The organism is Roseibium sp. (genome assembly GCF_048261595.1).
In the GTDB taxonomy this organism is placed as follows: domain Bacteria; phylum Pseudomonadota; class Alphaproteobacteria; order Rhizobiales; family Stappiaceae; genus Roseibium.
In genome coordinates, this window is sequence record NZ_JBLXFW010000001.1 from 797,194 (window position 1) to 821,003 (window position 23,810).

Annotated in this window: 20 protein-coding genes; 11 read left to right on the forward strand and 9 right to left on the reverse strand. The window is 57.1% G+C overall.

All coding sequences use genetic code 11. The features are described from left to right. Positions 1–8 precede the first annotated feature (8 nt). Genes ACN0SY_RS03525 through ACN0SY_RS03535 form a run of 3 tightly spaced genes read left to right on the forward strand, consistent with a single transcriptional unit; the run spans position 9 to position 2,793 of the window. Entirely contained in the window at positions 9–836 is an 828-nt protein-coding gene (locus tag ACN0SY_RS03525) for an NAD-dependent epimerase/dehydratase family protein (RefSeq protein WP_417684497.1), read from the forward strand. Next, positions 829–1,626 (forward strand): glycosyltransferase family 2 protein, encoded by a 798-nt coding sequence (locus ACN0SY_RS03530; RefSeq protein WP_417684498.1) that lies wholly within the window; start codon positions 829–831, stop codon positions 1,624–1,626. The genes ACN0SY_RS03525 and ACN0SY_RS03530 overlap by 8 nt, the downstream gene beginning before the upstream one ends. Positions 1,627–1,632: 6 nt before the next feature. Continuing rightward, on the forward strand, positions 1,633–2,793 hold the full coding sequence (locus ACN0SY_RS03535) for a DegT/DnrJ/EryC1/StrS family aminotransferase (RefSeq protein ID WP_417684500.1): 1,161 nt from the start codon (positions 1,633–1,635) through the stop codon (positions 2,791–2,793). A gap of 272 nt (positions 2,794–3,065) precedes the next feature. Here ACN0SY_RS03535 and ACN0SY_RS03540 read toward each other — a convergent pair whose 3' ends face one another. Continuing rightward, on the reverse strand, positions 3,066–3,989 hold the full coding sequence (locus tag ACN0SY_RS03540) for a glycosyltransferase family 2 protein (protein ID WP_417684502.1): 924 nt from the start codon (positions 3,987–3,989) through the stop codon (positions 3,066–3,068). A gap of 301 nt (positions 3,990–4,290) precedes the next feature. Between ACN0SY_RS03540 and ACN0SY_RS03545 the strand changes: the two genes are divergently transcribed. The 3 genes from ACN0SY_RS03545 (at position 4,291) to ACN0SY_RS03555 (ending at position 8,752) form a co-directional block, all read left to right on the forward strand. Then, complete coding sequence (locus ACN0SY_RS03545) at positions 4,291–5,301, forward strand: glycosyltransferase family 61 protein (protein ID WP_417684504.1); 1,011 nt, start codon at positions 4,291–4,293, stop codon at positions 5,299–5,301. Between the two features lie 77 nt (positions 5,302–5,378). Next, positions 5,379–6,266, forward strand: a complete 888-nt coding sequence (locus tag ACN0SY_RS03550; RefSeq protein WP_417684506.1) for an NAD-dependent epimerase/dehydratase family protein — start codon at positions 5,379–5,381, stop codon at positions 6,264–6,266. A gap of 308 nt (positions 6,267–6,574) precedes the next feature. After that, positions 6,575–8,752, forward strand: a complete 2,178-nt coding sequence (locus ACN0SY_RS03555) for an anthranilate synthase component I (protein WP_417684508.1) — start codon at positions 6,575–6,577, stop codon at positions 8,750–8,752. A gap of 64 nt (positions 8,753–8,816) precedes the next feature. On the opposite strand, the gene ACN0SY_RS03560 is transcribed toward ACN0SY_RS03555, so the two are convergent. After that, a complete protein-coding gene (locus ACN0SY_RS03560) occupies positions 8,817–9,914 on the reverse strand; it encodes an alpha/beta hydrolase family protein (RefSeq protein ID WP_417684510.1) in 1,098 nt (365 codons plus the stop codon). A 138-nt stretch (positions 9,915–10,052) separates the two neighbouring features. Between ACN0SY_RS03560 and ACN0SY_RS03565 the strand changes: the two genes are divergently transcribed. Further along, positions 10,053–11,099 (forward strand): helix-turn-helix domain-containing protein, encoded by a 1,047-nt coding sequence (locus tag ACN0SY_RS03565; protein ID WP_417684512.1) that lies wholly within the window; start codon positions 10,053–10,055, stop codon positions 11,097–11,099. 229 nt (positions 11,100–11,328) lie between these two features. Here the strand turns inward: ACN0SY_RS03565 and ACN0SY_RS03570 are convergent, their stop codons facing one another. From ACN0SY_RS03570 to ACN0SY_RS03585, 4 genes are all read right to left on the reverse strand, one after another. Next, positions 11,329–12,489 (reverse strand): methyl-accepting chemotaxis protein, encoded by a 1,161-nt coding sequence (locus ACN0SY_RS03570; protein WP_417684514.1) that lies wholly within the window; start codon positions 12,487–12,489, stop codon positions 11,329–11,331. A 45-nt stretch (positions 12,490–12,534) separates the two neighbouring features. After that, a complete protein-coding gene (locus ACN0SY_RS03575) occupies positions 12,535–13,086 on the reverse strand; it encodes a PAS domain-containing protein (protein WP_417684516.1) in 552 nt (183 codons plus the stop codon). A gap of 297 nt (positions 13,087–13,383) precedes the next feature. After that, entirely contained in the window at positions 13,384–14,475 is a 1,092-nt protein-coding gene (locus ACN0SY_RS03580) for a metal-dependent hydrolase (protein WP_417684518.1), read from the reverse strand. A gap of 154 nt (positions 14,476–14,629) precedes the next feature. Further along, entirely contained in the window at positions 14,630–16,000 is a 1,371-nt protein-coding gene (locus ACN0SY_RS03585) for a PLP-dependent aminotransferase family protein (RefSeq protein ID WP_417684520.1), read from the reverse strand. Positions 16,001–16,152: 152 nt separating this feature from the next. Here ACN0SY_RS03585 and ACN0SY_RS03590 point away from each other — a divergent pair, with 152 nt between their 5' ends. The 3 genes from ACN0SY_RS03590 to ACN0SY_RS03600 all read left to right on the forward strand — a co-directional run bounded on the left by ACN0SY_RS03590 (position 16,153) and on the right by ACN0SY_RS03600 (position 18,281). Further along, positions 16,153–17,016 (forward strand): DMT family transporter, encoded by an 864-nt coding sequence (locus ACN0SY_RS03590; RefSeq protein WP_417684522.1) that lies wholly within the window; start codon positions 16,153–16,155, stop codon positions 17,014–17,016. A 162-nt stretch (positions 17,017–17,178) separates the two neighbouring features. Then, positions 17,179–18,003: a hypothetical protein gene (locus tag ACN0SY_RS03595; protein ID WP_417684523.1), complete on the forward strand. Its 825-nt coding sequence runs from the start codon at positions 17,179–17,181 to the stop codon at positions 18,001–18,003. Between the two features lie 59 nt (positions 18,004–18,062). After that, on the forward strand, positions 18,063–18,281 hold the full coding sequence (locus ACN0SY_RS03600) for a hypothetical protein (RefSeq protein ID WP_417684525.1): 219 nt from the start codon (positions 18,063–18,065) through the stop codon (positions 18,279–18,281). A gap of 69 nt (positions 18,282–18,350) precedes the next feature. Here the strand turns inward: ACN0SY_RS03600 and ilvD are convergent, their stop codons facing one another. Next, positions 18,351–20,195 (reverse strand): dihydroxy-acid dehydratase, encoded by a 1,845-nt coding sequence (ilvD, locus tag ACN0SY_RS03605; protein WP_417684527.1) that lies wholly within the window; start codon positions 20,193–20,195, stop codon positions 18,351–18,353. A gap of 315 nt (positions 20,196–20,510) precedes the next feature. Here ilvD and ACN0SY_RS03610 point away from each other — a divergent pair, with 315 nt between their 5' ends. Continuing rightward, the gene (locus ACN0SY_RS03610; RefSeq protein ID WP_417684529.1) at positions 20,511–21,749 is read left to right on the forward strand and encodes a GGDEF domain-containing protein; all 1,239 of its coding nucleotides are present in this window, start codon (positions 20,511–20,513) and stop codon (positions 21,747–21,749) included. A gap of 139 nt (positions 21,750–21,888) precedes the next feature. On the opposite strand, the gene ACN0SY_RS03615 is transcribed toward ACN0SY_RS03610, so the two are convergent. Further along, a complete protein-coding gene (locus ACN0SY_RS03615; protein ID WP_417684531.1) occupies positions 21,889–22,989 on the reverse strand; it encodes an alkene reductase in 1,101 nt (366 codons plus the stop codon). Positions 22,990–23,093: 104 nt separating this feature from the next. Beyond that, positions 23,094–23,714: a TetR/AcrR family transcriptional regulator gene (locus ACN0SY_RS03620; protein ID WP_417684533.1), complete on the reverse strand. Its 621-nt coding sequence runs from the start codon at positions 23,712–23,714 to the stop codon at positions 23,094–23,096. Positions 23,715–23,810: the final 96 nt, after the last annotated feature.

The following is a 23,810-nucleotide window of genomic DNA, read 5'->3' on the forward strand; positions in this document are numbered from 1 at the left end:
CAGAAGTTATGAGCCAAAGCATTCTCATCACCGGAGCAACCGGGATCGTTGGCAGGCACGTCAGAACGCGATTGCAAGCATGTGCGCCAAAAGCGATGCTTCATTCATTCAGGGGCGATGTCTGCCAGCCTGATGATCTTGCACGTTTCATCGATAAACTAGAGCAGCTTGACTTAGTGATTAACTTGGCCGCCGTAGTACCTGTTGATCAGGTATCCTCCGATCCGGCCAGAGCCTATGCCGTCAACGTGGGCGGCGGAATCAATCTTCTTGATCAAATTCTCCAAGCCGGTCATCAACCCTATGTCTTTCAATGCTCTTCAAGTCATGTCTACAAGGCGAGCGAAAGCCCGCTCTCTGAGATGGCACCAACCGAACCAGTGTCGGTATATGGCAAAACAAAGCTGATGGCTGAACAGGCAATCTCTGATATCTGTGCCGCCGCTGGCCTAACACTTGGGATAGGGCGTGTTTTTTCCATTCATGACCCGAAGCAAACGGGCTCGTTTCTGCGCCCAAGTATAGAACGAAGGTTGGCAACCGAGGACCTTACCTGCCCCTTTGAGCTTCACGGGGCAGATAGCGTCCGAGATTTTTTAACTGCAGAAGAGGCCGCTGAATTTATCGTTCGGCTCACACTTTCCCGGTATCGAGGCATCATTAATATTGCATCCGGCGCCCCTTTAAAGATCCGCGACTTTGTCCAATCACTGACTAAGGCGCCACTCGACATTCGGCACTTGGGGCCAAAAAATCGACTTGTAGCAGATATCTCTCGGCTGAATACCTTCAGAACGTCGGCTCTCGAAATGAATGGCAGAGAAAAAAATGTTTGAAACCAATCCAACTGTCTCAGTGGTGATTCCGACCTTCAACCGGTCCGATTTACTGCCTCAAGCCATCGACAGCGTTCTTGCACAAACTTATCCCGCAGAGATTATTGTCGTAGACCACGGATCTCGGGACCGAACACCTGAGGTAGTGCAAAATTACGGGGACAAGATTCGCTACTTGCGTCGCGATGAAGACTTTGGGCCGCATTTCTGCTGGTTGGACGGAGTTCTTCACTCCACTGGTGAATTTGTTCATCTTCAATTCGATGACGATCTCTTATCACCGAGCTTCATCGAGAAAACCGTGTCGCTTTTCGACGATGACGTCGGCTTCACATTCTCTTTGGCCGATGTGTTTGACCATGAAACAGAAAAGACACTGAGCACGCAGTTCTCCGACTGGGTGCCTAGAACTGCTGTTTATCAAAACGAGGTCATCGAGAAAAAGATCTTGCAAGGCTTGATCTCTCCCGCGGCAGCGGTCTACCGGAAGCAAGTTCTACTCGATGCTCTGTACCAAGGCAGGCTTCCGTTGGGCGACAACTACTATCACGGGGTAGGGCCCGACTGTTTTGTCACCCTGCTGTCAATGCTTCGATACCCAAAAGTTGGCGTTGTGACCGAAAGTTTGGCGCAATTTAGATCTCACAAAGACTCTATCACCGTGGACGCCTATGCGAATGAGGAAAAAACAAAACGAATTGCAGCCGCTTACAACGACGTCAAGGTCTTCTATAAGGATCTCAAACGCATCAAATGGCTCCGCCAACACCTCCCGTTCCTGCTCAAGTAAGAGATCATGCCAAAGCCCATCACCCTTGCTGAAGACACCATTTCCCACGACGAACTGGAAAACCTTTGCGACTGGATTAAAGCAGGCAATCGGCTGACGAAAGCCGACCAGACGCTTGCCTTCGAGGAAGAATTCCGTGACTGGATGGGTTCTGGGCATGCCGTGTTCACCAATTCAGGATCATCCTCGAACCTTCTGATGATCTATGCACTGAAGGAATCTGGGCGTCTGCGAAACAACAAGGCCGTAGCTGCATCAGTTAGCTGGGTTACAACAGTGTCACCGCTGATGCAGTTTGGTTTCGACGTGACACTATGTGACTGCGACGAACAGAACCTGGGCCTGGACCTCAATCACCTTGAAGATATCTGCAGAACTGAACGCCCTGCTCTCCTAATCCTCGTACATGTACTTGGCCACGCAAATGACCTTGCAGCCATCCGCGAAATTTGTGACCGTTATGATGTTCTTTTGCTTGAGGATAGCTGTGAAGCGCTCGGTAGTACGATCGGAGAAAAGAAGCTTGGAACCCACGGCTTAGCCGGCTCGTTTTCATTCTATTACGGCCATCACATCTCGACGATCGAAGGAGGTATGGTCGTAACCGATGATTACGATCTCTTTCAGCTCATGCTGTCTCTGAGGTCGCATGGATGGTCGCGTGATCTCGCGCCGGAAAGGCGTGAGCGCTTGACCGCAGAAAATCAAATCGACGAGTTCCGGAACCTCTACACCTTCTATCATGCAGGCTTCAATCTCAGATCTACAGATCTTCAAGCTTTTATCGGCCGTTCCCAGTTGAAAAAGCTTGATGAGATAGTAGAAATTAGACAGAAAAATTTCCAAGAATATAAGAAGGCACTTCCAGATTTTTTCTGTCAGTCGAGTGCAACCGACACCCTGTCTTCATTTGCTTACGGAACACTCGTCGAAAACCGGCTTGAGGTATTCCATGCATTGAAGGCCGAAGCTATCGAGTGTCGTCCGCTTATCTGCGGTAACATCGCAAGGCACCCCTTCTGGATCAGAGAAATGGGACCGCGTCGGCTACCTAATGCTGACAAGGTCCACGACTACGGCATCTACCTTCCAAACCATCACAACTTATCAGCCGACCACGTTCGGCGCGTTTCTGCAGTGTTCAGTTCAATCGCACGACCGTTATAAGGTCGTTTTGAGATCATCAGTGACTCTGTATCAAGTGTAGAATGATTCGTAGGGTGATGTTGTCTACGACCGCCACACCAAGTGTTTGGTGTGGCGTACTACTGGTTCGCCAGTAGTGATGCTGCATTCACAGTGAAGGAAGCACGATTGCGATGGTCTCTAGAGGCGCATCAAAACAGCGCATAGCGATCAGCGCCTACAGCGGCTCATCGAGACGTTAATTCGGCGTGGTATTGCGATTTGGAAAAGGTCAGACTTGTATTTGTTGTGTATTAATATGACTTACCAAACAAAATGCTGCTGAGTTTCCTTCGGAACCGGCGAATTGGGCCCTTAGGTTTTTTAAATTTGTAAACATCGCATTCAATTGATTCGTTTAGGTCCGAGTTCACCTCAACCGCAGGATAAACAAGCGGCCATTCCAACGCTTTGAACGGCTGATTAGCGCGTGTGTCGTCTGGATTAAATGTATGAGTAGCAGCTTCGCCAAAGCCGATATTGGAGATGAGGTTTTTTGAAGGAATAGAGCAAAGTCCGCCGCATTTGGTTACAAAATAGAGCCAGACATAAGCCCAACTATCGAGATGCCCCTGGCGGATTTGTTCAAATATTTCCAAATAATAATTCCGGACATAACTCTTCTGAGAAATGCCATTGATATGCAGTGAGTGATCATCGGACAGAAAGACATCGAAGTCAAAATTTTGCCATGCGCGTTTCCAAGTTCCCCAACCCCAGATAAATGGATGGGTGGCAAAATCAAAACTCTTGTCAGATGGAAATGCCCCGGGCAGTGAATTATCGCCACTGACCACCATGACTCGATCATCATCCACATAGTGGTCCAAAAGCTCGCTGCAATAGCGAAAGAAATCCAGATGCGGAAGGCAGTCATCTTCCAGGATTATGCCGCTTTCCTCAGTTTCAAAAAACCAACTGATCGCTCCGCTGACCCCTAGTCGGCAACCCAGGTTCTGATCCCGAAACAACGTCTTGACCTCACAGGGCCAATCGACCTTTTCGGCAATCGCACGGGACTGAGAACATAGCTCAGCCTCTCCCGGGCGGTCCAAGCGCGGACCATCAGCTGCAATGTAGAGACGCGGAGGCTTGGCCTGACGTATCGCTTCAAAAACCCGAACGGTCGTGTCCGGACGGTTGAAAACAATCAGCAAAACGGCCTTATCGCAAACCATGTTTATTCCTTGCCGCTGGTGATGAATGCTCCGCGGTTTCACCCGTCTGGCACTTTTTGTTGCGGTTCACTTTTTCATATTACGCGCTTAACATTTGAAGGCTGGAATTGAAATCAAAAAGGAAAACCATCCCGTGTAGCAAGGGCAACAGGCTCCGACAAACGCCGGGCAGCGCAACGCAAACACATCAGCATGGAGGGGTTCCTTGAAGGACATTTCAATTCAAAATAGACACCCCAAGGCCTTGTGCCACCGTTCATGTCCGCGACCGCAGGAATGCGAGCTTACAAAAGATGAGCCAATGACGTCACTATTTCTGTCCTCCGCCTTCCTTACCAAAAGGACGCTGCCTGAAAACCTGCGGGATCGGGACTATTTTCTTTTCCACAAACACATGGAATATCACGCCCCAAATGCGTCAATCCAAACGCTTGACAACATTTACGCCAGCAAGATGGGCTATCTATTCCAGGGCAACCGGGTTCTTCCGAAATCCTTTGTCGCCGGCAGTCCACCTAACAAGCGCAGACAGCGCAGGGAAGCATACAAGAACTGGCTTATGAGGCCGTTCGCGAAGACTAGGAAAAGCGCGCTTTGGATCACGGACACTTGGAGTCACAATTACTTCCATTGGCTAACCGACTGCATACCGAGGCTTCACACAACTCTCAAGCTGTTCCCAGAGGCCCAGCTCTATCTACCTGCCACGCTGAAACGTGCCGGTTTCCTATCACAGACCCTTGCCGCCTATTCCATTCAAACTCCGAAGTTCGTGGACACATCCATGCCGGTTCGCTTTCAGGAGTTCCTACTCCCGGATCACATCGTTCCGACGGGCAACTACAATCCGGCGCTCATGAAGGAGATAGCGGCACGCTACATCAGGCACTTCTCGGACGACAAACCGGCAACACGGCGCCTGTACATCAGCAGGGCCAAGGCTGGAATGCGCCACATTGTAAATGAAGAAGATATTCTACCGTCCCTTAAAGAGGCGGGGTTTGAGGTCCTTCATTGTGAGGACTTGGGCTTCATCGAGCAGGTCAAAACCTTCAACGAGGCAGAGATCGTCATCGCGCCCCATGGCGCGGGCTTGACCAACACCCTTTTCATGCCAGCGGGTAGCAAGCTGCTTGAAATCTTCCCCCGCGATGACACGATTAACGCTTGCTATTTCAGTCTCTCGGCAGCGCTCGGACACAGATATTCCTACATGTTTGCCTGCCCCGAAACACGCGTTCAAGTGCCTTACTCTTCAAATCTAGTCATTGACACAGAAGCATTTTCGAAAGAGCTTGCTCGCCTTCTTTGATCATGCCTTTGTGTCTGGCCGTAACTGCCGTGATCTGAAGTTCGCAGGCCGACCTAAAAGTCAATCAGGAGCCGAACTTGAAATCGAAAATTCTGGTCACAGGCGGGGCGGGTTTTGTCGGCTCGCACTTGTGTGAACGCCTAGTCCAAGACGACCGCTACGAGGTTCACTCACTCGACAATTATTCAATGGGCAGCGAGGACAATCACGTCCCGGGCGTGGCCTATATAAAGGGCGAAACGTCGGATATCGAGCGGCTGATCGATTTCACGCCGGATATGATCTATCACCTCGGCGAATATTCGCGCGTGGAACAAAGCTTCGACGACATCGAGAAGGTCTGGCGGTATAACAAGGACGGTATTTTTGCCGTGCTTCAGTTCTGCCGCAAGACCGGCGCCAAGCTCGTCTATGCCGGAAGCAGCACCAAGTTCGGCGACGGCGGCCTTGGGCGCAGCCAGAGCCCCTATGCCTGGACCAAGGCGACCAACACCGAGTTGGTGATGAACTACGGCACCTGGTTCAACATTCCCTACGCCATTACCTATTTCTACAATGTCTATGGCGGGCGCGAGATTGCGACCGGCAAATACGCAACACTGATTGCCCTGTTCAAGGAAAAGATTCGCAAGGGCGAATCCTTGACCGTCGTTTCCCCGGGCTCGCAGAAACGCAATTTTACCCATATCGATGACATCATCGACGGCATCGTACTTGTCGGCGAGAATGGCTATGGTGATGAGTTCGGCATCGGCAGCGACGAGGCCTACACTGTTCTCGAAATCGCCAAGATGTTCGGCGGCGAGGTTGAAATGCTCCCTCCCCGCGCCGGCAATCGCATGACGGCAGATGTGGTCAGCGAAAAAACACGCGCCCTTGGCTGGGAGCCTACGCGCCGGATTGCCGATCACATCGCCGATTTCACTGCAGAGTTGACAGCAACGGACAAGCGGCGGGCGAGCTGAACCTTGTGCGCAACGCCGCACCGCATTTCCCATTGCCTCTCCATGCCCGATCCGCTATGCACTTTGGCATGAAAACGGTAACGGCACAGACTTGGTGGTGGCGGGGCGTCTAACGGCGGCCAGCGCTTTTCCATGTCTTGACGTGATCGAAGCAAACTGAAGGCCGCCGCGGGATACCGCAGGCGGCCTTCAGTTTTTCATGACCGGGTTCCGGACCCTTGCGACGCGAAGATCGCAAACACCCCGGGGCCAAGACGGTCCTTCCCTGGGCGTGTTTCCAACCATGCCCGCGCATAAGGATGAATGACATGCCGGCATTGGCCGACCAGAGCTTTGAAACGCCCGGCGGATTTACGATCCGCCGCTCCTCCCGTCCCGCCGACTATGAAGACGGCACGTCGAAATGGATCGACAGGCTGGACGCCGAGCGTGGCGCGGTTCTCTCTTCCTCATATGAATATCCCGGCCGCTACACACGCTGGGACATGGCCCTGGTCAACCCGCCACTCGTCATGGAGGCATCCGATCGAACAGTCGAGATTCGTGCGCTGAACGAGCGCGGCAAGGTTTTGATCCCGGCGGTCGCCCGCCTGCTGAAGTCGCATGCGGACATCGCCACGTTCTCGGCCGACGAAGAGCGCATCGACCTTACCGTCAGGAAGCCCGACCGGGTGTTCCAGGAAGAGGAGCGCTCGCGCCAGCCGTCGACCTTTTCCATCGTGCGGGCGCTGAAGAACATGTTTGCTTGTGCCGACGACCAGCTCGGTCTCTACGGCGCCTTCGGCTATGACATCGCCTTCCAGTTCGAGCCGATCGACCTGAAACTGACCCGCCCGGACGACCAACGAGACGTGGTGCTGTTCCTGCCGGACGAGATCCTGATCGTCGACCACCACGGCAAGCGCGCCTACGTGCTGGAATATGATTTCGAGGTCGACGGCAAGACTACCGCCGGACTGCCGCGCGAGGGCGAGAAAAGCCAGTACATGGCGGCCAATGAGGACCCGGGCCGGGGCGATCATGAGCCGGGCGAATATGCCAAGCTCGTCGAGAAGGCCAAGGACTATTTCCGCCGTGGCGACCTGTTCGAGACCGTGCCGGGGCAGACCTTCTACGAGCCCTGCCCCAACCCTCCGTCGGCCGTTTCCCGCCGACTGCAGCAGATCAACCCGTCGCCCTACTCCTTTTTTTTCAACCTCGGAAACCGGGAGTATCTCGTTGGCGCCTCGCCGGAGATGTATGTTCGCGTGACCGGTGGCCGCCGGGTCGAGACCTGTCCGATCTCGGGAACCATCCGCCGCGGCAAGAACGCGATCGAGGACGAGGCGCAGATCCGCAAGCTCCTGAACTCGGCCAAGGACGAGGCGGAGCTGACCATGTGCTCCGATGTCGACCGCAACGACAAAAGCCGTGTCTGCGTTCCCGGCTCGGTCAAGGTCATCGGCCGTCGCCAGATCGAGATGTACTCGCGCCTGATCCACACTGTGGATCATATCGAGGGCATCCTGCGCGAGGACATGGACGCCCTCGATGCATTCCTCTCCCACACCTGGGCTGTGACCGTCACCGGTGCTCCGAAGCGATGGGCGATGGAGTTCATCGAGGAGAACGAGAAGTCTCCCCGGGCGTGGTATGGCGGTGCCATCGGCGCCGTGCTCTTCAACGGCGACATGAACACCGGCCTGACCTTGCGCACGGTGCGCATCAAGGACGGCATTGCCCAGATCCGCGCTGGAGCGACGCTGCTATACGACAGCGTTCCGGAGGACGAGGAAGCCGAAACCGAGCTAAAGGCCGAAGCCATGCGCGCGGCCGTGCGCGAGGCAGGTCTTGCCACAAAGACCGAAGACAAGACCCAGAAGCACAAGCCGGGTGAGGGCCTGAAGATCCTTCTCGTTGATCACGAGGACAGCTTCGTCCACACGCTGGCCAATTACTTCCGCCAGACAGGAGCGGATGTGGTGACCTACCGAACGCCTGTTGCGGACCATGTATTCCACGACGTCAATCCGGATCTGGTCGTGCTCTCCCCCGGCCCGGGAAATCCGAAGGACTTTGACTGCGCAGCCACCATCGGACGTGCACGCTCGCGCGGTCTGCCGATCTTCGGTGTCTGCCTGGGTCTTCAGGCGCTGTCTGAAAGCTTTGGTGCCGAGCTCGGTCAGCTGGAAGTACCGATGCACGGCAAGCCGTCGCCAATCACGATTTCGGGCAACTCGCTGCTGTTCGAAGGCCTTGATGCCCCCGTTATCGTCGGGCGTTACCATTCGCTCTACGCCAAGCGCGAGACGTTGCCGGCGGACATGCGCGTGACTGCGGAAACGGAAGACGGTGTCGTGATGGCGATCGAGCATGACAAGGAACCGATCGCGGCCGTTCAGTTCCATCCCGAAAGCATCATGTCGCTGGATCAGGATGCCGGCCACAAAATCATCGAGAATGTGGTCGTAAGGCTTGTAAAAGCAAAGGTCGCCGAAGACGCCTAGGGGATTTATGAAAACTTGCGGGAAAAGGCGGCCGATGCCGCCTTTTCTCGTTCTCAAGATAGTGTCAATCGTCACGACCAACCGACAGCTTCAAGAAGCCGGATATCGCGTCAATCACCTGACGATGCACGGCTGCGCGGTCCGCCCCTTCAGGATCATCGCAGATTGGATCGTCGCCTTCTTCCATCAGGATAAAGTGGGCCTTGTCCTTGCAGAGGGCGAGAAAGGTAAAATGTTCGGCAGGGGCGATTTCAACATGGGTCGCATTCGGCAGGAGGCTTGCCATCCCGCTCCCTCTTTCTCCGACATTGACCATCTCCGGCAAGGTGTCCTGATTGCCCAGATTGATAAGCAGTACGGGCTTTTCCATCTGCGAGAGGCTCTCCCTGGTGAAGGCGAAGGGCCAGCCCGGATCAACCGCAATGGTTCCGGAAAAGCGGGGGTCGCCGTAGCTACCGTCGGTAAATCCGATATCGACTTTCCGAAAATCGACACCTCCCTTGCCATAGAAATCGCAGCCCGGCGCTACCGGGTTCTCTGCGCAATAGTCGCCGATCTTTTCCGCCTTCAATTCCAGCCCGACGCTCTGCAAGGCCGCGCTCCCCCCCAGGGAAAACCCGAGCGGATAGATCATCGACCGATCAACCTTCGGCCCGAATTCCGGATCACTCAGGAAGACATCCAAGGCCGCAGACAGATCCCTAACCCTGTCCGAGAAGCGGGCCGAGCGGCGCGGTGAGCTGTCACCGGACGTGCTGCCCGGATGATTGACTGCAAGTACAATCGCTCCGCGCTGAGCCAGCCCCGAAGATAGCCAGCCAAGGTTGTCCATATTGCCGCCGGACCCATGGGACAGAACCACGAGCGGGTATTTTCCCTCCGCAATCTTTGGACCGATCAGAGCCCGCGTTCCGTGAAAGAGCGGCGAGTCGCCGACCGGAACGGCATAGGTTCTGGAGCCAGCCGGATACCAGACCGAGGCTTGCATCAGTTGGCTCCGATGGGCTGACCTTATGTCGAAACGGTCATAGCCCGGCAGTTCGACACCATGGCTTTCATTCATGGATTGCGCAAACAGCAATGCGGCAAGCCCTGCGCATAGCAGGACCGGCTTCATCTGCTGGAAAGCGCCGGAAATCGAGGGAAGTTTGGGAAAAGTCATGTCCATGCCTCTTGAGCTCAATCACGGCCTGAACAATTGTGAATTTGGTCTCTATCGGCGTCCTCAATCCGGTTTCAGGACGTCCGGGAACCGGTTTCAGAACCCTCAAGGTCTCTCGACCAACGCAAGTAAGGCGCCATGCTCTCTCTTCCGATTCCCCTCTTCACCGCTCTGATTCTGGCGTTTCTCGGTCTCAGGGCTGCATTGGAGCAGGAAACGCCGAAGATGGTCGTGGGGCTCATTGCCTTGTGCGCAGGTCAGTCGCTGCTCATATCGCTCACTCAGTATTATGATCTGGCAGTGCTTGCGCCGGTGCAGCCAGTGACGGCAATGATGATTCCGGCCCTGGCCTATCTCACGTTCCTGAGCACCGCCGTTCGTCCGCTGAAGGTCTTTCCCGACGCTCTCCATGGCCTCGCGCCGCTCCTCATTGCAGTCAGCTATATTCTTCGAAGCGAAATGCTCGACGTAATTCTCGTGCTTGGTTTCTCCGGTTACGGAATTCTGCTTCTGAGCCAGCTGCGGAAGGGGCCAGATGGACTGCCACTAGTACGGCTCGACAATGACAACCGAGCGATTACGCTCTGGCGCTGGATGGGCATCGCGCTGATTGCCTCTGCCGCAAGCGACCTCCTGATTACTGTGGTCTACGTTGTGGGGCTTGGCTGGCTGCGCCCATGGATCATTTCCATCTTTTCGAGCCTGTTCCTTCTTCTGATCGGACTGCTGAACCTTTCGGATGTCTTGAAGATAGGAGCCAGCCCCGTAGTACCGTCTTCCAGCGAGAAAAGAGACGCTGATACTTCGCCAACGGACGGGAGCCATCCGGAGCAAGGTTCGGACGATGCGGCCTTGATGGAGCAGCTCCAGACCCTGATGGACGGAGGTCAAGTTTACCTGGACCCGAACCTGTCGTTAAGGCAGATGGCACGCAAGCTCACAGTCCCCGAAAAGCAATTGTCAGCGGCGATCAACCGGTCGACCGGGGAAAATGTTTCCCGCTTCATCAACGGCCATCGGATCGCGCATGCCTGCGCCCTGCTGCAAGCCGGGTCACCAGTCACGACCGCCCTCTATTCCAGTGGCTTCAACACCAAATCGAATTTCAACAGGGAATTCCTGCGGGTGAAAGGCTGCGCGCCGAGCGTCTGGCTCAGCTCTGCCTTGCGCGTAAACGCCGATTGACGGCCCTAAATCCGTCGGCTGCAGACGTGGCCCGTCGCTCAGCCACACCCGGGAGCCTCCCTGTAGATTGACAAGGACGCAGACCACAAGATCATTGAGAATGTGGTGGCCACGTGGGTAAAGGCGAAACCTGGCAAGACCGCCTGAAACAAAAAGCCTCACCGGACTGCTCCGGTGAGGCAATTGATCGAAATGCAGCTCTGCCCCATGGAGATCCGATAACGCTTCCCTAGCCGACCTTCGTCGCCTGCTTGAGGAATTCGTTCATTCCATCGCGCAGCGTCTGGAGACTGCGCTCCTGATCCTGAAGCCGGGTTGCCGCCCCAACGACCCGCTCGCTCTCACGCTTCGTTCCCGCGGTCGCCTCCTGGACGCCAACGATACTGGAGGTGACGTTGGTCGCACCCGTTGCGGCCTCCTCGACGTTGTGCGCGATCTCGCCGGTCGCTGCGGTTTGCTGCTCAACTGCAGCCGCAATCGCCTCGGAAATGGAACTGACGCGTTCGATCGCCTCACTGATCTCCTGATTGGCATCGACCGCTCTGTGCGTTGCCTCCTGAAGACCGGAGATCTGCATGTTGATCTCTTCCGTCGCATTTGCCGTTTGTCCGGCCAGGGCCTTGACCTCCTGCGCGACGATGGCAAAGCCACGCCCCATCTCACCAGCCCGCGCTGCTTCGATGGTCGCGTTCAACGCGAGGAGGTTGGTTTGCGACGCAATCTCATTGATCAACTGCACGACTTCCCCGATCTTTGACGACATGTTCGACAGGCTGTCGATCTCCTTGCTCATCGTGTTCGACTTCGCCACGGCGCTCGACGCGATCCCGGCGGCGGAAACGACCTGACGATTGATCTCGGTGATCGAACTGGTCAGCTCTTCGGTGGAGGCGGCAACGCTTTGCATGTTGGCAGAGGCCTCTTCCGCACCCGATGCAACAATCAGGGACTTCTCGTTGGTGGTCGTACAGGCATCGGCGACGCTGACGGCGACCGTATTCAGCTCATCGACCGATTCCGACACGGAGCCGACGACATCCTTGAGCTGTTGCTCGAAGTCAGCCGCAATGTTGCAGAAGCCCTCGTGCTTTTCCTTGATCGCCCATGTGGCGGTGTTGATGCTGCGGGCGGCATCCTTGAAGCTGCCGACCATGCCCTTTTCGACGATCAGACGGAAATGCTGGTTCCGGCTGACATACTCCAGACAGGCCTTGGATTCGCGCAGATAAGCGTCAGTGCGGTCGATCAGCAGGTTGATGGTGTGCATCAACTCCGCTGCCTCTCCCGTCTCATCGATGTTGGTGATGCGCGCTTCGAAGTCGCCATTTGCTACGGCACGGCACACTTCGGTGGCTTTTTTCAGGGATGATCGCTTGAGACCGAAAAACATGTCAGTTACCCGAAAGACGTTGATTTAAGTCCGAAACCAAAGGAATTAGCGGAAGCCGCGGCGGCGGTTCTGACCGAGCGTCGCGACGAATTCGTCATAACCGACGCCTTTCTGGGCCAACATGTCCAGGATGACCTTTTCTGCCGAATTCATCCCTTCCTTCCGGTTCGCGTGTCGCGCTTCCTCCTCGCGCAGATCCCGGTACATCGGAACGATCAATTCTTCGATGATGTGCTTGTCCGGAACGCGGCGATTGGAGTGGTATCCGACGATCGATCCGTCAGAGGCAAAGCTCGGCGTAACGTGGGCATAGACCCAGTAGTGGTCGCCATTCTTCGCCCGATTGATCACATAGGCGAATATCTCCTGGCCCCCTTCGATGGTTTGCCAAAGCAGCTTGAACACGGAACGGGGCATTCCAGGATGACGGATCATGCTGTGAGGCTGCCCCATCACCTCTTTTTCAGTGTAGCCGGCGATATCCAGAAAAAGCTTGTTGGCGTAGGTGATGCGGCCTTTCAGGTCCGTCTTGCTGACGATGATGTCGTCCTCACCGAAAAACCTTTCAACTCCCGTCAGAAAAACTGGCTTGGCCATGGATGCGCTCTCTCGTTGCCGTCGAACCCGGGGTCGCGGTGACCGGGCCCGGAAATTCACATAGTTGCCAGCATCAACGGCACCCCTTAAGCTTGTACTAACCAAGACATACGGTGTTATACCTACGGTTTTCATGAATATTCTAACGAGAATACTTCTATTTTCGTATTTTCACTAATTTGAAATCTCACCTCATCGTGAAATTTTCCAATTAAATACTCAATAATTCAGAAATATTCACACCGTTACTTATACGGAGTGACGTAATGTTCCCAAGTCTTCAAAAGCACTGAAAAATTATTTTACGTAAGGTACGACGGAACATTTCATCCTCAGACCTGCACTGAGATCTTCAGAACTGCCATCCAGTTCGGCCGCACGGGCGACCATGTTGCCCATGAGGCGGGCGACCAGCCAGTCGCCATCGCCATCTGACATTGCCCTATGGCTCATGTCCCGTACCGGCGTAATCTCCCTGGCACCCGCGCTTTCGATTTCCGCTACGGCAAAGCGAAACACATAGGCCGGTGTCATGCCCATCCTAAGGTCTGAAACAACGATCCGACCTCTAACCTCTTCAGCCTTGAAGAAGCCTCGGCTGAACCAGGCCAGTTTCTCGAAGGCTTCGTTGTCCTCAAGACAAGCGGTCAAATCCGGACGGCGCGGATGGCTGTAGATCTGCGGCTGTTCGTCTCCGTCGAGCAGCGACAGGTAGAGATTGTGATAGGCGTCACCTTCAACGCCGATCACCTTCCAGAGCACGGTATTGAACGGACCGGCTATGGCAAGGACCTTGTCCGGTTGCAGACCTGCGTTCTCGTAAACCGTGCGGGCCCGAGCCTCCATGTGAGCTTGCAGCCCCGCACTGAGGGCAAGATAGCCGGTCGAGAAGACCAGCGCCGCCGCAGTGCCCCTTGCCAGCGCAGACGTCCAGGTCTTTCGAGATAGGGCCCAGATGACAACTCCCAGCAGCGGCAGCGTATAAAGTGGATCTATGATGAAGACCGACCCAACGCCTACCGGATCCTTGTAGAGCGGCCACAGGATACGGGTTCCATAGATCGTCATGGCGTCGAGGAGCGCGTGGGTAGAGAGACAGAGGAAGACCGCGAGCCAGGTTGCCCAGCGATGATCGCGCAGGGGTTTCACAAGGCGCACCAGGACCTCACCGATCAGAGGCGCGGCGAGCGCATGCGTAACCAGCGAATGCGTCCAGCCGCGATGGAGCACGAAGCTGTCGACCGGGTCATCAAACGGCAGGAAGACATCGAGATCGGGCAAGGTGCCAAGGACACCACCGAGGATCGCCGCCTTGCGAGGCCCCAGCTTCGGGCCGAGAACTGCGGTGGAAACGGCGGCACCGAGGACGAACTGCGTCAATGAATCCATGTGTCTTCCAAATAGGTTGAAGTGAAACGTGCCGCCAGAACGCCAGACCTTTCACGCCTATATGGGGCACAAAAGCCCTACCCTCAACCCGGGAAGGCGGAAGACCGCGGGTAATTGGGAGAACAAGCCCGCCACGCTGCTTCGTAGCCGGTGTCTACAGTCCCTTGCGCAACTCTGCCAGTGTGTCGGCAAGGGTCTTTCTTGCCTGGGGATCGAGCGTGTAGACGGCGTTGAACCGCATGAACTGGCTTGCCGACTGAGACACGCTGAAGACGTTTCCGGGGGCAAGAACCACGTTCTTCTTCATGGCGTCCCGAGCCAGCCGGGTGGAATCCACTCCGTCGGGCAGACGGCACCACAGGAAGAACCCGCCGCGTGGCATGATCCAGGGATGAACGCCAAGCCCGGCCAGATGGTTCACCGCCTCGCGCCGGGCTATCGACAGCTTGCGGCGCAATTCCTCCATGTGCTTGCGGTAGGTTCCGCCCTTCAGCACCTGTGTGATGACTTCAACCGCAATCGGGCTCGGCCCGCCGAAGCTCGTCGCCACCTGAAGATCGACAATGCCGTCGATCCAGTCTGGACGTGCGGCGATGTAGCCGCAGCGCACGGAGGCCGACAAGGTCTTCGAGAAACTTCCGATGCGGATTACCCGCTCGAGGCCGTCCAGCGCCGCCATGCGGGTGGATTGCTCGGGTTCGAGATCGCCGAATATGTCATCCTCGACAATGGTCAGGTCGTAGCGCTCGGCCGCTGACAGAAGCTTGTAGGCGACATGTGGCGCCAGCGTAACCCCGGTCGGGTTGTGAATGGCAGAGTTGGTTATGTAGAGACGGGGTCGCTCGGCCTCGAGCACATGTTCAAAAGCATCGACGTCCGGCCCCTCGGGTGTCATTGGAACACCGATGACTTTGACCTTATGAGCGCGCAGCAGTGCCTGAAAGTTGAAGTAGCACGGGTCGTCGACAAGAACCGTTTCGCCCGGACGCAGGAGAAACCTGCACACAAGGTCGAGTGCCTGCGTTCCCGAGCCGGTAAGGACTATGTTGTCCGGGGTTGCTACCAATCCGTCCGCGGCCACTCGGGCCAGAACCAATTGCCGAAGCACCGGGGAGCCACGGGTCGATCCATAGTCGGTCAGATGATGGGATTGGGACCTCGCAATTCCCCTCAGGGCCCGCTGCATGGCCGCTCCCGGCATCCACTCCGACGGCAACCAGCCACAGCCGGGTTTCAGCGCATTTTCTTCAGCATCCAGCGACTGGCGCGAGACCCAGAACGGGTCGACCTCGCGGATCTCCGGCGGCTTGGGTCCGGCCAGCTGCAATGGAGGCAGCCCCCTGTTCGAGACGTAGAAACCCGAGCCACGCTGTGATCGCAGGACCCCATCGGCGACAAGCCGGTCATAGGCTTCGACAACAGTAGACGGCGAGACGCCCATCGTCGCCGCCAAGCGTCTTATCGACGGTAGACGATCGCCGGGAGACAGCGTGCGATTGGCCAGCCGCTCACGAATGACGTCCATCACCCCTTCGGTTCGTGTCCGCGTCGGATTGCCTTGCATAGCGACCTTGATTGTATTGCTAATCGAACCAGTACAGTTCATCAAAACTGTATTGATCTGTATCTGGCATGGCAACGTCCTTTTCCGTAGCAAGACCGGGAAAGCGAGGTTTCATGAACGCCAATTTTTCCGGATGGGGCAACGGCCTTGTCGGTGTACTCATCTTCAGCGGCTCGCTCCCGGCGACCCGTGTTGCAGTCGCCGACTTACCGCCCCTTTTTCTGACCTCCGTGCGAGCGGTGATCGCCACTCTACTCGGTGCCGGCCTTTTGCTTCTCCTGCGGCAGAAAAGACCCGAGAAGCATGACCTGATGTCCCTGGTCTTTGTCGCGCTTGGAGTCGTGATCGGCTTTCCGCTTCTGACGGCCTTTGCTCTTGAAAGCATTTCCGCTTCGCGATCAATCGTCTTTATCGGGCTTTTGCCGCTAGCGACGGCGTTCTTCGGCGTCATGCGCGCGGGCGAACGACCGAAGCCCCTGTTCTGGGTCTTCGCGCTTCTCGGCAGTGCTGCCGTCGCAGGTTTCGCGATTTCGCTTGGCGGCGCCGGGACGCTGTACGGCGACAGTCTTATGATCGCTGCCGTAATCGTTTGCGGATGGGGGTACGCGGAAGGTGCAGTGCTGGCCCGTACGCTCGGCGGCTGGCAGGTCATTTCCTGGGCGCTGGTGATCTCCGTGCCGGTCATGGCACCGGTCGCGTTTCTCACCCTTCCGAGTTCACTGGCGGGCGTCAGCGCTCCTGCTTGGGCAGGTCTGGCCTATGTGTCGCTGTTCAGCATGATGATCGGCTTCGTCTTCTGGTATCGCGGCCTCGCCGTCGGCGGCATCGCGACCGTCGGCCAGTTGCAGTTGCTCCAGCCATTCTTCGGACTGCTGCTGGCTGCAGCGCTTCTGGATGAGAGCGTCAGCCCGATGATGGCTGCCACGACGTTGGCCGTCGTCGCCTGTGTAACACTGGCCCGCTCATATGCACGCTGAAACACCAATCGAACCGCCCAAAGAAAAAAGGCCGGACGAATACACTTTTTCTTCAGACACACCACATAGCTTGCTTGAGCTTCTCCAATCACGCAACCAATGCGAGAGCTCACATTGAATTCTGTCAGGGAAACGTTGCTCGCGTCGTTGGTTCTGATCTGCATGCTGCTGGCCAGCGTGCAGAACAGCACGGCGACTGAAATCACTGAAACCCATCTGCTCTCGATCGGGATCTGCCCGCCGTGGAAACCGCACCCGTCATCGACCTGCACCAACAGCATCAATTCTGTTGGCGAAGGGCTGATCAAGCGCATCGGCATCCGCCCGGAGAACTGGCACAAGCTCCTGAATGCGGACGCCACCACCGCAGGTCTTTTTGAGACCCTTGATACGCTCAGCCGCGAGCTTGGCCCCACAGATCGCCTAATCGTCCACGCGAACCTCCACGCCGGTTCTCTCGACCCATCCAAGCCCGCCGGGCCGGGCAATGATGTCTTCGTGTTGTGGAGTGTGGAGAAGCCAGCCGTTATGGCCTTCGCGGTAGCACAGGGTCTCTGGATACAGGCCAGTGAATTCGCCGGCCGTGTCCACAAAATCCCCGCAGGTGAGGTCGTCCTCATTCTGGACGCATGCGAATCCGGCGCGGTTTCCCCCCTGTTTCTGAATGCGCATTCGGATGACGATAAGGCCCGTCCTGAAGCAGTGGTTACCTCCGCCAAGGCTGACCAACTCGCAAATGTTTCCGCAGACGGAACTTCCGCGCTCTATTCGCAGATCCTCGGCAATACTCTGTTGTCGGAGACTGGCCCCTTTAGCAGGACCCTCTCGGTTGCGGCCAGCAGGGTTGAAGCGTCAGCCATCCCGATTTGTGAAAAACTTGCAGGCGACTTGAAGAAGTTCGGCTTGAAACCCGATGCCTGCAATCAGCAGCCAACCCAACACGATCCCGACGGGATCCTGTCAAGACTGCAGCTGAAGGCCCCCTAAGGGCCCGACCGGAATGCAGCACAATCACCGTTCGTACTTTCTTGAATAGGAGCATCACCATGAAGACAATTCTGCTCTCAGGCGCCTTTATCGCAATCGCGGGCGCAGCACTCGCCGGCCCATTCACCCTGCCCCCATTCGGCACCGAAGATGTTCCAGCCGGGGTTCTGTGTCAGGTGAAGGACGTGACCGTTCTTGCTCAGTCGGCAGAAGACTGCACCAAGATCGGCGGCGCAGCGACCCACACCGTCACCACGGTCAAGACTCCGGTCAAATAGGGCCGATACGACCAAAGAAAAAAGGCCGGACGAATTGTCCGGCCTTTTTGCGTTGACGCTCAGGAAGCCTCAGTCCACCTTGCGAACCGCACCCATGGAGGCGGAGGTGGTCAGAGCCGCATAGGCGCGAAGGGCTGTCGTGATCTTGCGCTTGCGCTTCTCGACAGGCTTCCAGGCGGCGTCACCCTTGGCTTCCATTGCCTTGCGACGCTCAGCCAGAACCTCGTCGGACAGATCCACCTTCATGATGCGGTTCGGAATGTCGATGACGATCAGGTCGCCTTCTTCAACCAGGCCGATCGCACCGCCTTCAGCGGCTTCCGGAGAAATGTGGCCGATGGAAAGACCCGAAGAACCGCCGGAGAAGCGGCCATCGGTGATCAGCGCACAGGCCTTTCCGAGACCCTTGGACTTCAGATAGGACGTCGGGTACAGCATTTCCTGCATGCCAGGGCCGCCTCGCGGTCCCTCGTAGCGGATGAGGACGACATCGCCTTCCTTGACCTTGCCGGTGAGGATCGCGGAAACCGCGCTGTCCTGGCTCTCGAAGATGCGTGCCGGACCGTTGAACTTCAGGATGCTGTCGTCGACACCCGCGGTCTTCACGACGCAGCCGTCGAGGGCGATGTTGCCATACAGGACCGCAAGACCGCCGTCCTTCGAATAGGCATGATCCCCGTCGCGGATGACACCGGTTTTGCGGTCGAGATCGAGCTCGTCCCAGCGGCGCTCCTGAGAGAAGGCCACCTGCGTCGGAACACCGCCCGGAGCAGCCTTGTAGAACTTGTGCACGCTTTCGGAATTGGTCTGACGAATATCCCAGCGCGCAAGCGCTTCCTTCATGGTTGCGGAGTGCACCGTCGGGTTCTCCGAGTGCAGGTGTCCTGCCCGGTCCAGTTCCCCGAGGATGGCCATGATACCGCCGGCGCGGTGAACGTCTTCCATGTGGATGTTCTCGATCGCAGGCGCGACCTTGCAGAGCACCGGAACTTTCCGGGAAAGACGATCGATGTCATCCATGGTGAAGCCGATTTCGCCCTCATGGGACGCTGCCAGAAGATGCAGGATCGTGTTGGTCGAACCGCCCATGGAGATATCCAGGCTCATGGCATTTTCAAACGCCTGGAAGTTGGCGATTGAGCGCGGCAGAACGCTCTCATCATCCTGCTCATAGTAGCGCTTGGCCAGATCGACGATCAGGTGACCAGCCTCGACGAATAGCCGCTCACGGTCGGCATGGGTCGCCAGCGTCGAGCCGTTGCCGGGCAATGCCAGGCCGAGTGCTTCGGTGAGGCAGTTCATGGAGTTGGCCGTGAACATGCCCGAACAGGAGCCGCAGGTCGGGCAGGCGTTCTGTTCCATCTCCATGACGTCGGCGTCAGAGACGCGGTCGTCAGCGGCCATGACCATGGCGTCGACCAGATCGACAGCCTTTGCCACGCCGTTCTCAAGGATCACCTTGCCGGCTTCCATCGGGCCGCCGGAAACGAAGACGACCGGAATGTTGAGCCTCATGGCTGCATTCAACATGCCCGGCGTGATCTTGTCGCAATTGGAAATGCACACCAGCGCATCGGCGCAATGGCCGTTGACCATGTATTCGACCGCGTCGGCAATGACTTCACGCGAGGGCAGCGAATAGAGCATGCCGTCATGGCCCATGGCGATGCCGTCATCCACCGCAATGGTGTTGAATTCCTTCGCGATACCACCGGCTTTCTCGACTTCCCGAGCGACCAGCTGCCCAAGGTCCTTCAGGTGCACGTGACCGGGGACGAACTGGGTGAAGGAGTTGGCAATCGCGATGATCGGCTTGCCGAAGTCATCGTCCTTCATGCCGGTTGCGCGCCACAGGCTGCGTGCACCGGCCATGTTGCGGCCATGAGTGGACGTTCTTGAGCGATACGGTGGCATTGGCGTCGTCCTTGAAATTTTCTTTTCGTTCCGGCTGCTCTCCCGGGGACGATGGTCCCTTACAGCCTCTGGCGTTCGACCATGGTTCTGTCAGGTTTTTGATCCGGTGAAAAGACCGCTTTCGACCAAAACCGTACGCTGCGGTACGATTTTTTGGGGCCACAGACATGACGGAACCAAAGGCAATGAGACCGCTCCGAGTTCAACTTTGCAATAATGGGTAGACGTTATTGTCAATTTTACGGATTCCATAACGAAGTTTTTACAAGGTGATCCTTATCACTATCCGGACATTTTCTTCCTGCAGTCGTATTGATGACACTCGACACCTTCACATTGTTCACCTGCGTTACCGTGGCAAATATCGCCGGGTCGATCGTCCTGTGCCTGCTCGTGCTCGCAATGCGAAACCAGCCCTGGGAAAGCCGTCACAGCTGCATTCTCTGGTCCTCTGCAATGCTGATGGTCGGAATCGGATGCATTCTGGTCGGTCTGCGCGGCGCCGTATCGGACATGTTCAGCGTCGTGGTGGCAAATGCGCTGCTCTTGCTGGGTCAGGGGCTTAGACCCAGCGCAATCGCACAGTTCCACGGACAGCGCCTGCGACATCTCTGGCTCCCGGCACTCTCGGTCGGAGGGTGGCTGGCCTTATGCCTTTTCCCGCCCTTCCGGGAGAGCTACGCCGCGCGCGTGGCCTACGCCCAGGGTTTCCTTCTTGCCTCAACGGTCTTCAGCGCCTGGGCAGTCATCAGGCTGAACCAGAAACGTCTCGTGAGCGCAGGCGTTCTGGCCGGCATCATGGTGGTTGAAGCAACGGCCTTCCTGATGTTCAGCTACAGCCAGTTGACCGGTTTGCACACCAGTTTCCTCGGTGCGTTCCAGACCACGGCAATGTCGATCTACCTTGTCGCCATACTCGGCACCACCGCGCTGGTGCCGATGGCCGTTGCAGCAATGGCGATCGAGAGCGTTCAAAAGATCTTTCATCAGGATGCCCGGCGTGACCCGGTCACAGGCCTTGCCAACAGGCGCGAACTGGACGAGGAAATGCGGCGAGTGCTGCGCAAGTCCGGAAGTAGCCCGCGGCTCTATTCTCTCGCGGTGATCGAAATCGACCAGCTCGACCATTTTCGGGAAACCTATGGGGAATCGATGGGCGATGCCCTCCTGAAGCTCTTCAGCCGAATCTGCCGCGACAGCCTGCCGGCGAAGGGCGTCATCGCTCGCATTGGCGAGCGTCAGTTCGGTCTGTTCCTGCCCGAGCGCAATGATACATTTGCCTGTGCCCTGGCGCGTGGCATCGCGCGCACCTTTACGACTGCCAGCCGGCAGGCATCGGGAGGCCGTATCATGGTAACGCTGTCGACCGGCGTCTTTTCCGGGGAAGGCAAGACCGACGGCTCCCGCGCTCTTGAGATCGCTGACAGATGCCTCATTCGCGCCAAACAGCAGGGGCGCAACCGCGTGGTGGTCAACGAAGACGAGATGTCGATGCCCTTGAAATCGGTCACCGTCGAAGCCCCCTTCTCGACCCATCAGCGCACTGCAGCCTGAAGCAATTTCCAATCGAACGAATGCGAACGGCCGGCGTGGGAGAGGAGGACCACGCCGGCCGCTGGCAGGGCCGCGCCGCCTTGTGGACGTCCATCAGGGGCAATGATGGAGGCGGCGCAGCCGGTTTGAGACTCCGCCGTCAGGCAGCCTTGCTGTCTTTCAGCGTCGGATAGTCGGTATAGCCCTCCGCTCCGCCGCCATAGAACGTGGACTGGTCCCATTCATTCAGCGGCGCATCGGCCTTCAGACGCTCGACAAGGTCCGGGTTGGAAATGAACGGACGGCCAAAGGCCACCAGATCGACCTCGCCCTCATCAACTGCCTTCACCGCAAGTTCGCGGTCATAGCCGTTGTTGCCCATGGTCACGCCGTCGAAGCGGTCATAGAGGGCTTTCAGGCTTGCTCCGTCCGGGATGTCGCGCGGGCCGCCGGTCTGGCCCTCGACCAGGTGCAGATAGGCAAGGCCATAGCCGTTGATCACGTCAACGACATGGCTGAAGAGAGCGACAGGGTCGCTGTCGCCAATGTCGTTGGCATTGGAGAACGGGCTGAGGCGAATGCCGACATGGTCCGCACCGATTTCGCTTGTCACTGCATCCAGAACTTCCTTCAGGAAGCGGGTACGGTTTTCAATCGACCCGCCGTAGGCATCCTCGCGCTTGTTGGAGCCGTCGCGCAGGAACTGGTCGATCAGGTAGCCATTGGCGGCATGTACCTCGACACCGTCGAAACCGGCTTTGATCGCATTGGCTGCCGCCTTGCGGTAGTCCTCGACGATGCCCGGAATTTCAGCCACATCGAGCGCCCGCGGCGTCGGAGTATCGACAAATGCCGTGCCGTCGAAGGTCTTGGACGCAGCCGCAATTGCCGACGGGGCGACCGGATCGACGCCATTCGGCTGGAGAACCGGATGGGAGATACGGCCGACGTGCCAGAGCTGGATAACGATCTTGCCACCCTTCGCATGAACAGCGTCCGTCACCTTCTTCCAGCCTTCGATCTGGGCGTCGGAATGAATGCCGGGGGTCCAGGCATAACCCTTGCCCTGCGGCGAGATCTGGGAGGCTTCGGTAATCAAAAGGCCGGCGGATGCCCGCTGACCATAATATTCGGCCTGGAGCTCGTGTGGCGCATCATCTTCGGCGCGTGCCCTGTTGCGGGTCAGTGGGGCCATTACGACGCGGTTCTTCAGTTCGATCGCGCCCACCTTGAGAGGTGTGAACAGTTTTGCGTCACTCATAGTCGTCTCCTTGGGAGGTTGAGACATTTTTGGAACGAATAGTCCAGAATTGGCCGCACCATGGGATCCTACAGGTACTTCCAATTCCGGCTCTTTCGGGAGCCTCAGGAGGCGACAAGCCCTCTTGCCGCTTCCAGGGCTTTGGAGATCTGGTCGGGAGGAAGACCAGATTTTCGCAATGTGAGCGTCCCTATGGCGAGAGCTGAAAGCGCCCTTGCCTTGTCGCGCCCTTTCGCCGGATCATCCGGAGAAATCGCTTGAGCAAACAGTTCCTCGATCCGCTCAAGATGGTGGCGGCCGATCGCGGCCACCTCTTCCTGGTGCGGCGCAAGCTCGGTGATGCAATTGACCAGCATGCAGCCGCGCGGACCACCGTTAGGATCGGCCAGTGCAGACACCATGGTGCCAACCGCATCATCCCCAGCTTCTCTGGACAGCTCTTCCAGGGCCTCCAGCGCCGCCTCTGAGTAACTCTTCAGTGCAGCGATGAAGACACCCTGCTTCGATCCGAACGCCGAATAGAAGCTGGACCGGGACAAGCCCATGGCAGCGGTCAGATCATCAAGGGACGTCGCCTCATAGCCCTGACGCCAGAAGGTCTGAAGCGCTGCGTCCAGCACTTCAGCTTCATCGAAGGCACGCGGCCGGCCGGGCCCGCACTGGGGCTTTGCGCCAGACCTTGTCACCTTGCCAGAGGCTCCGGAGGATTTCGCCTGATTGCTCATGAAGCGGATATCGGACTAGCCGGTTCAAAAATCAATAGGCGAAGGACTATTATTTTGGACCGGACGTTCCTATTTATCGATCACATCCTCGCGATC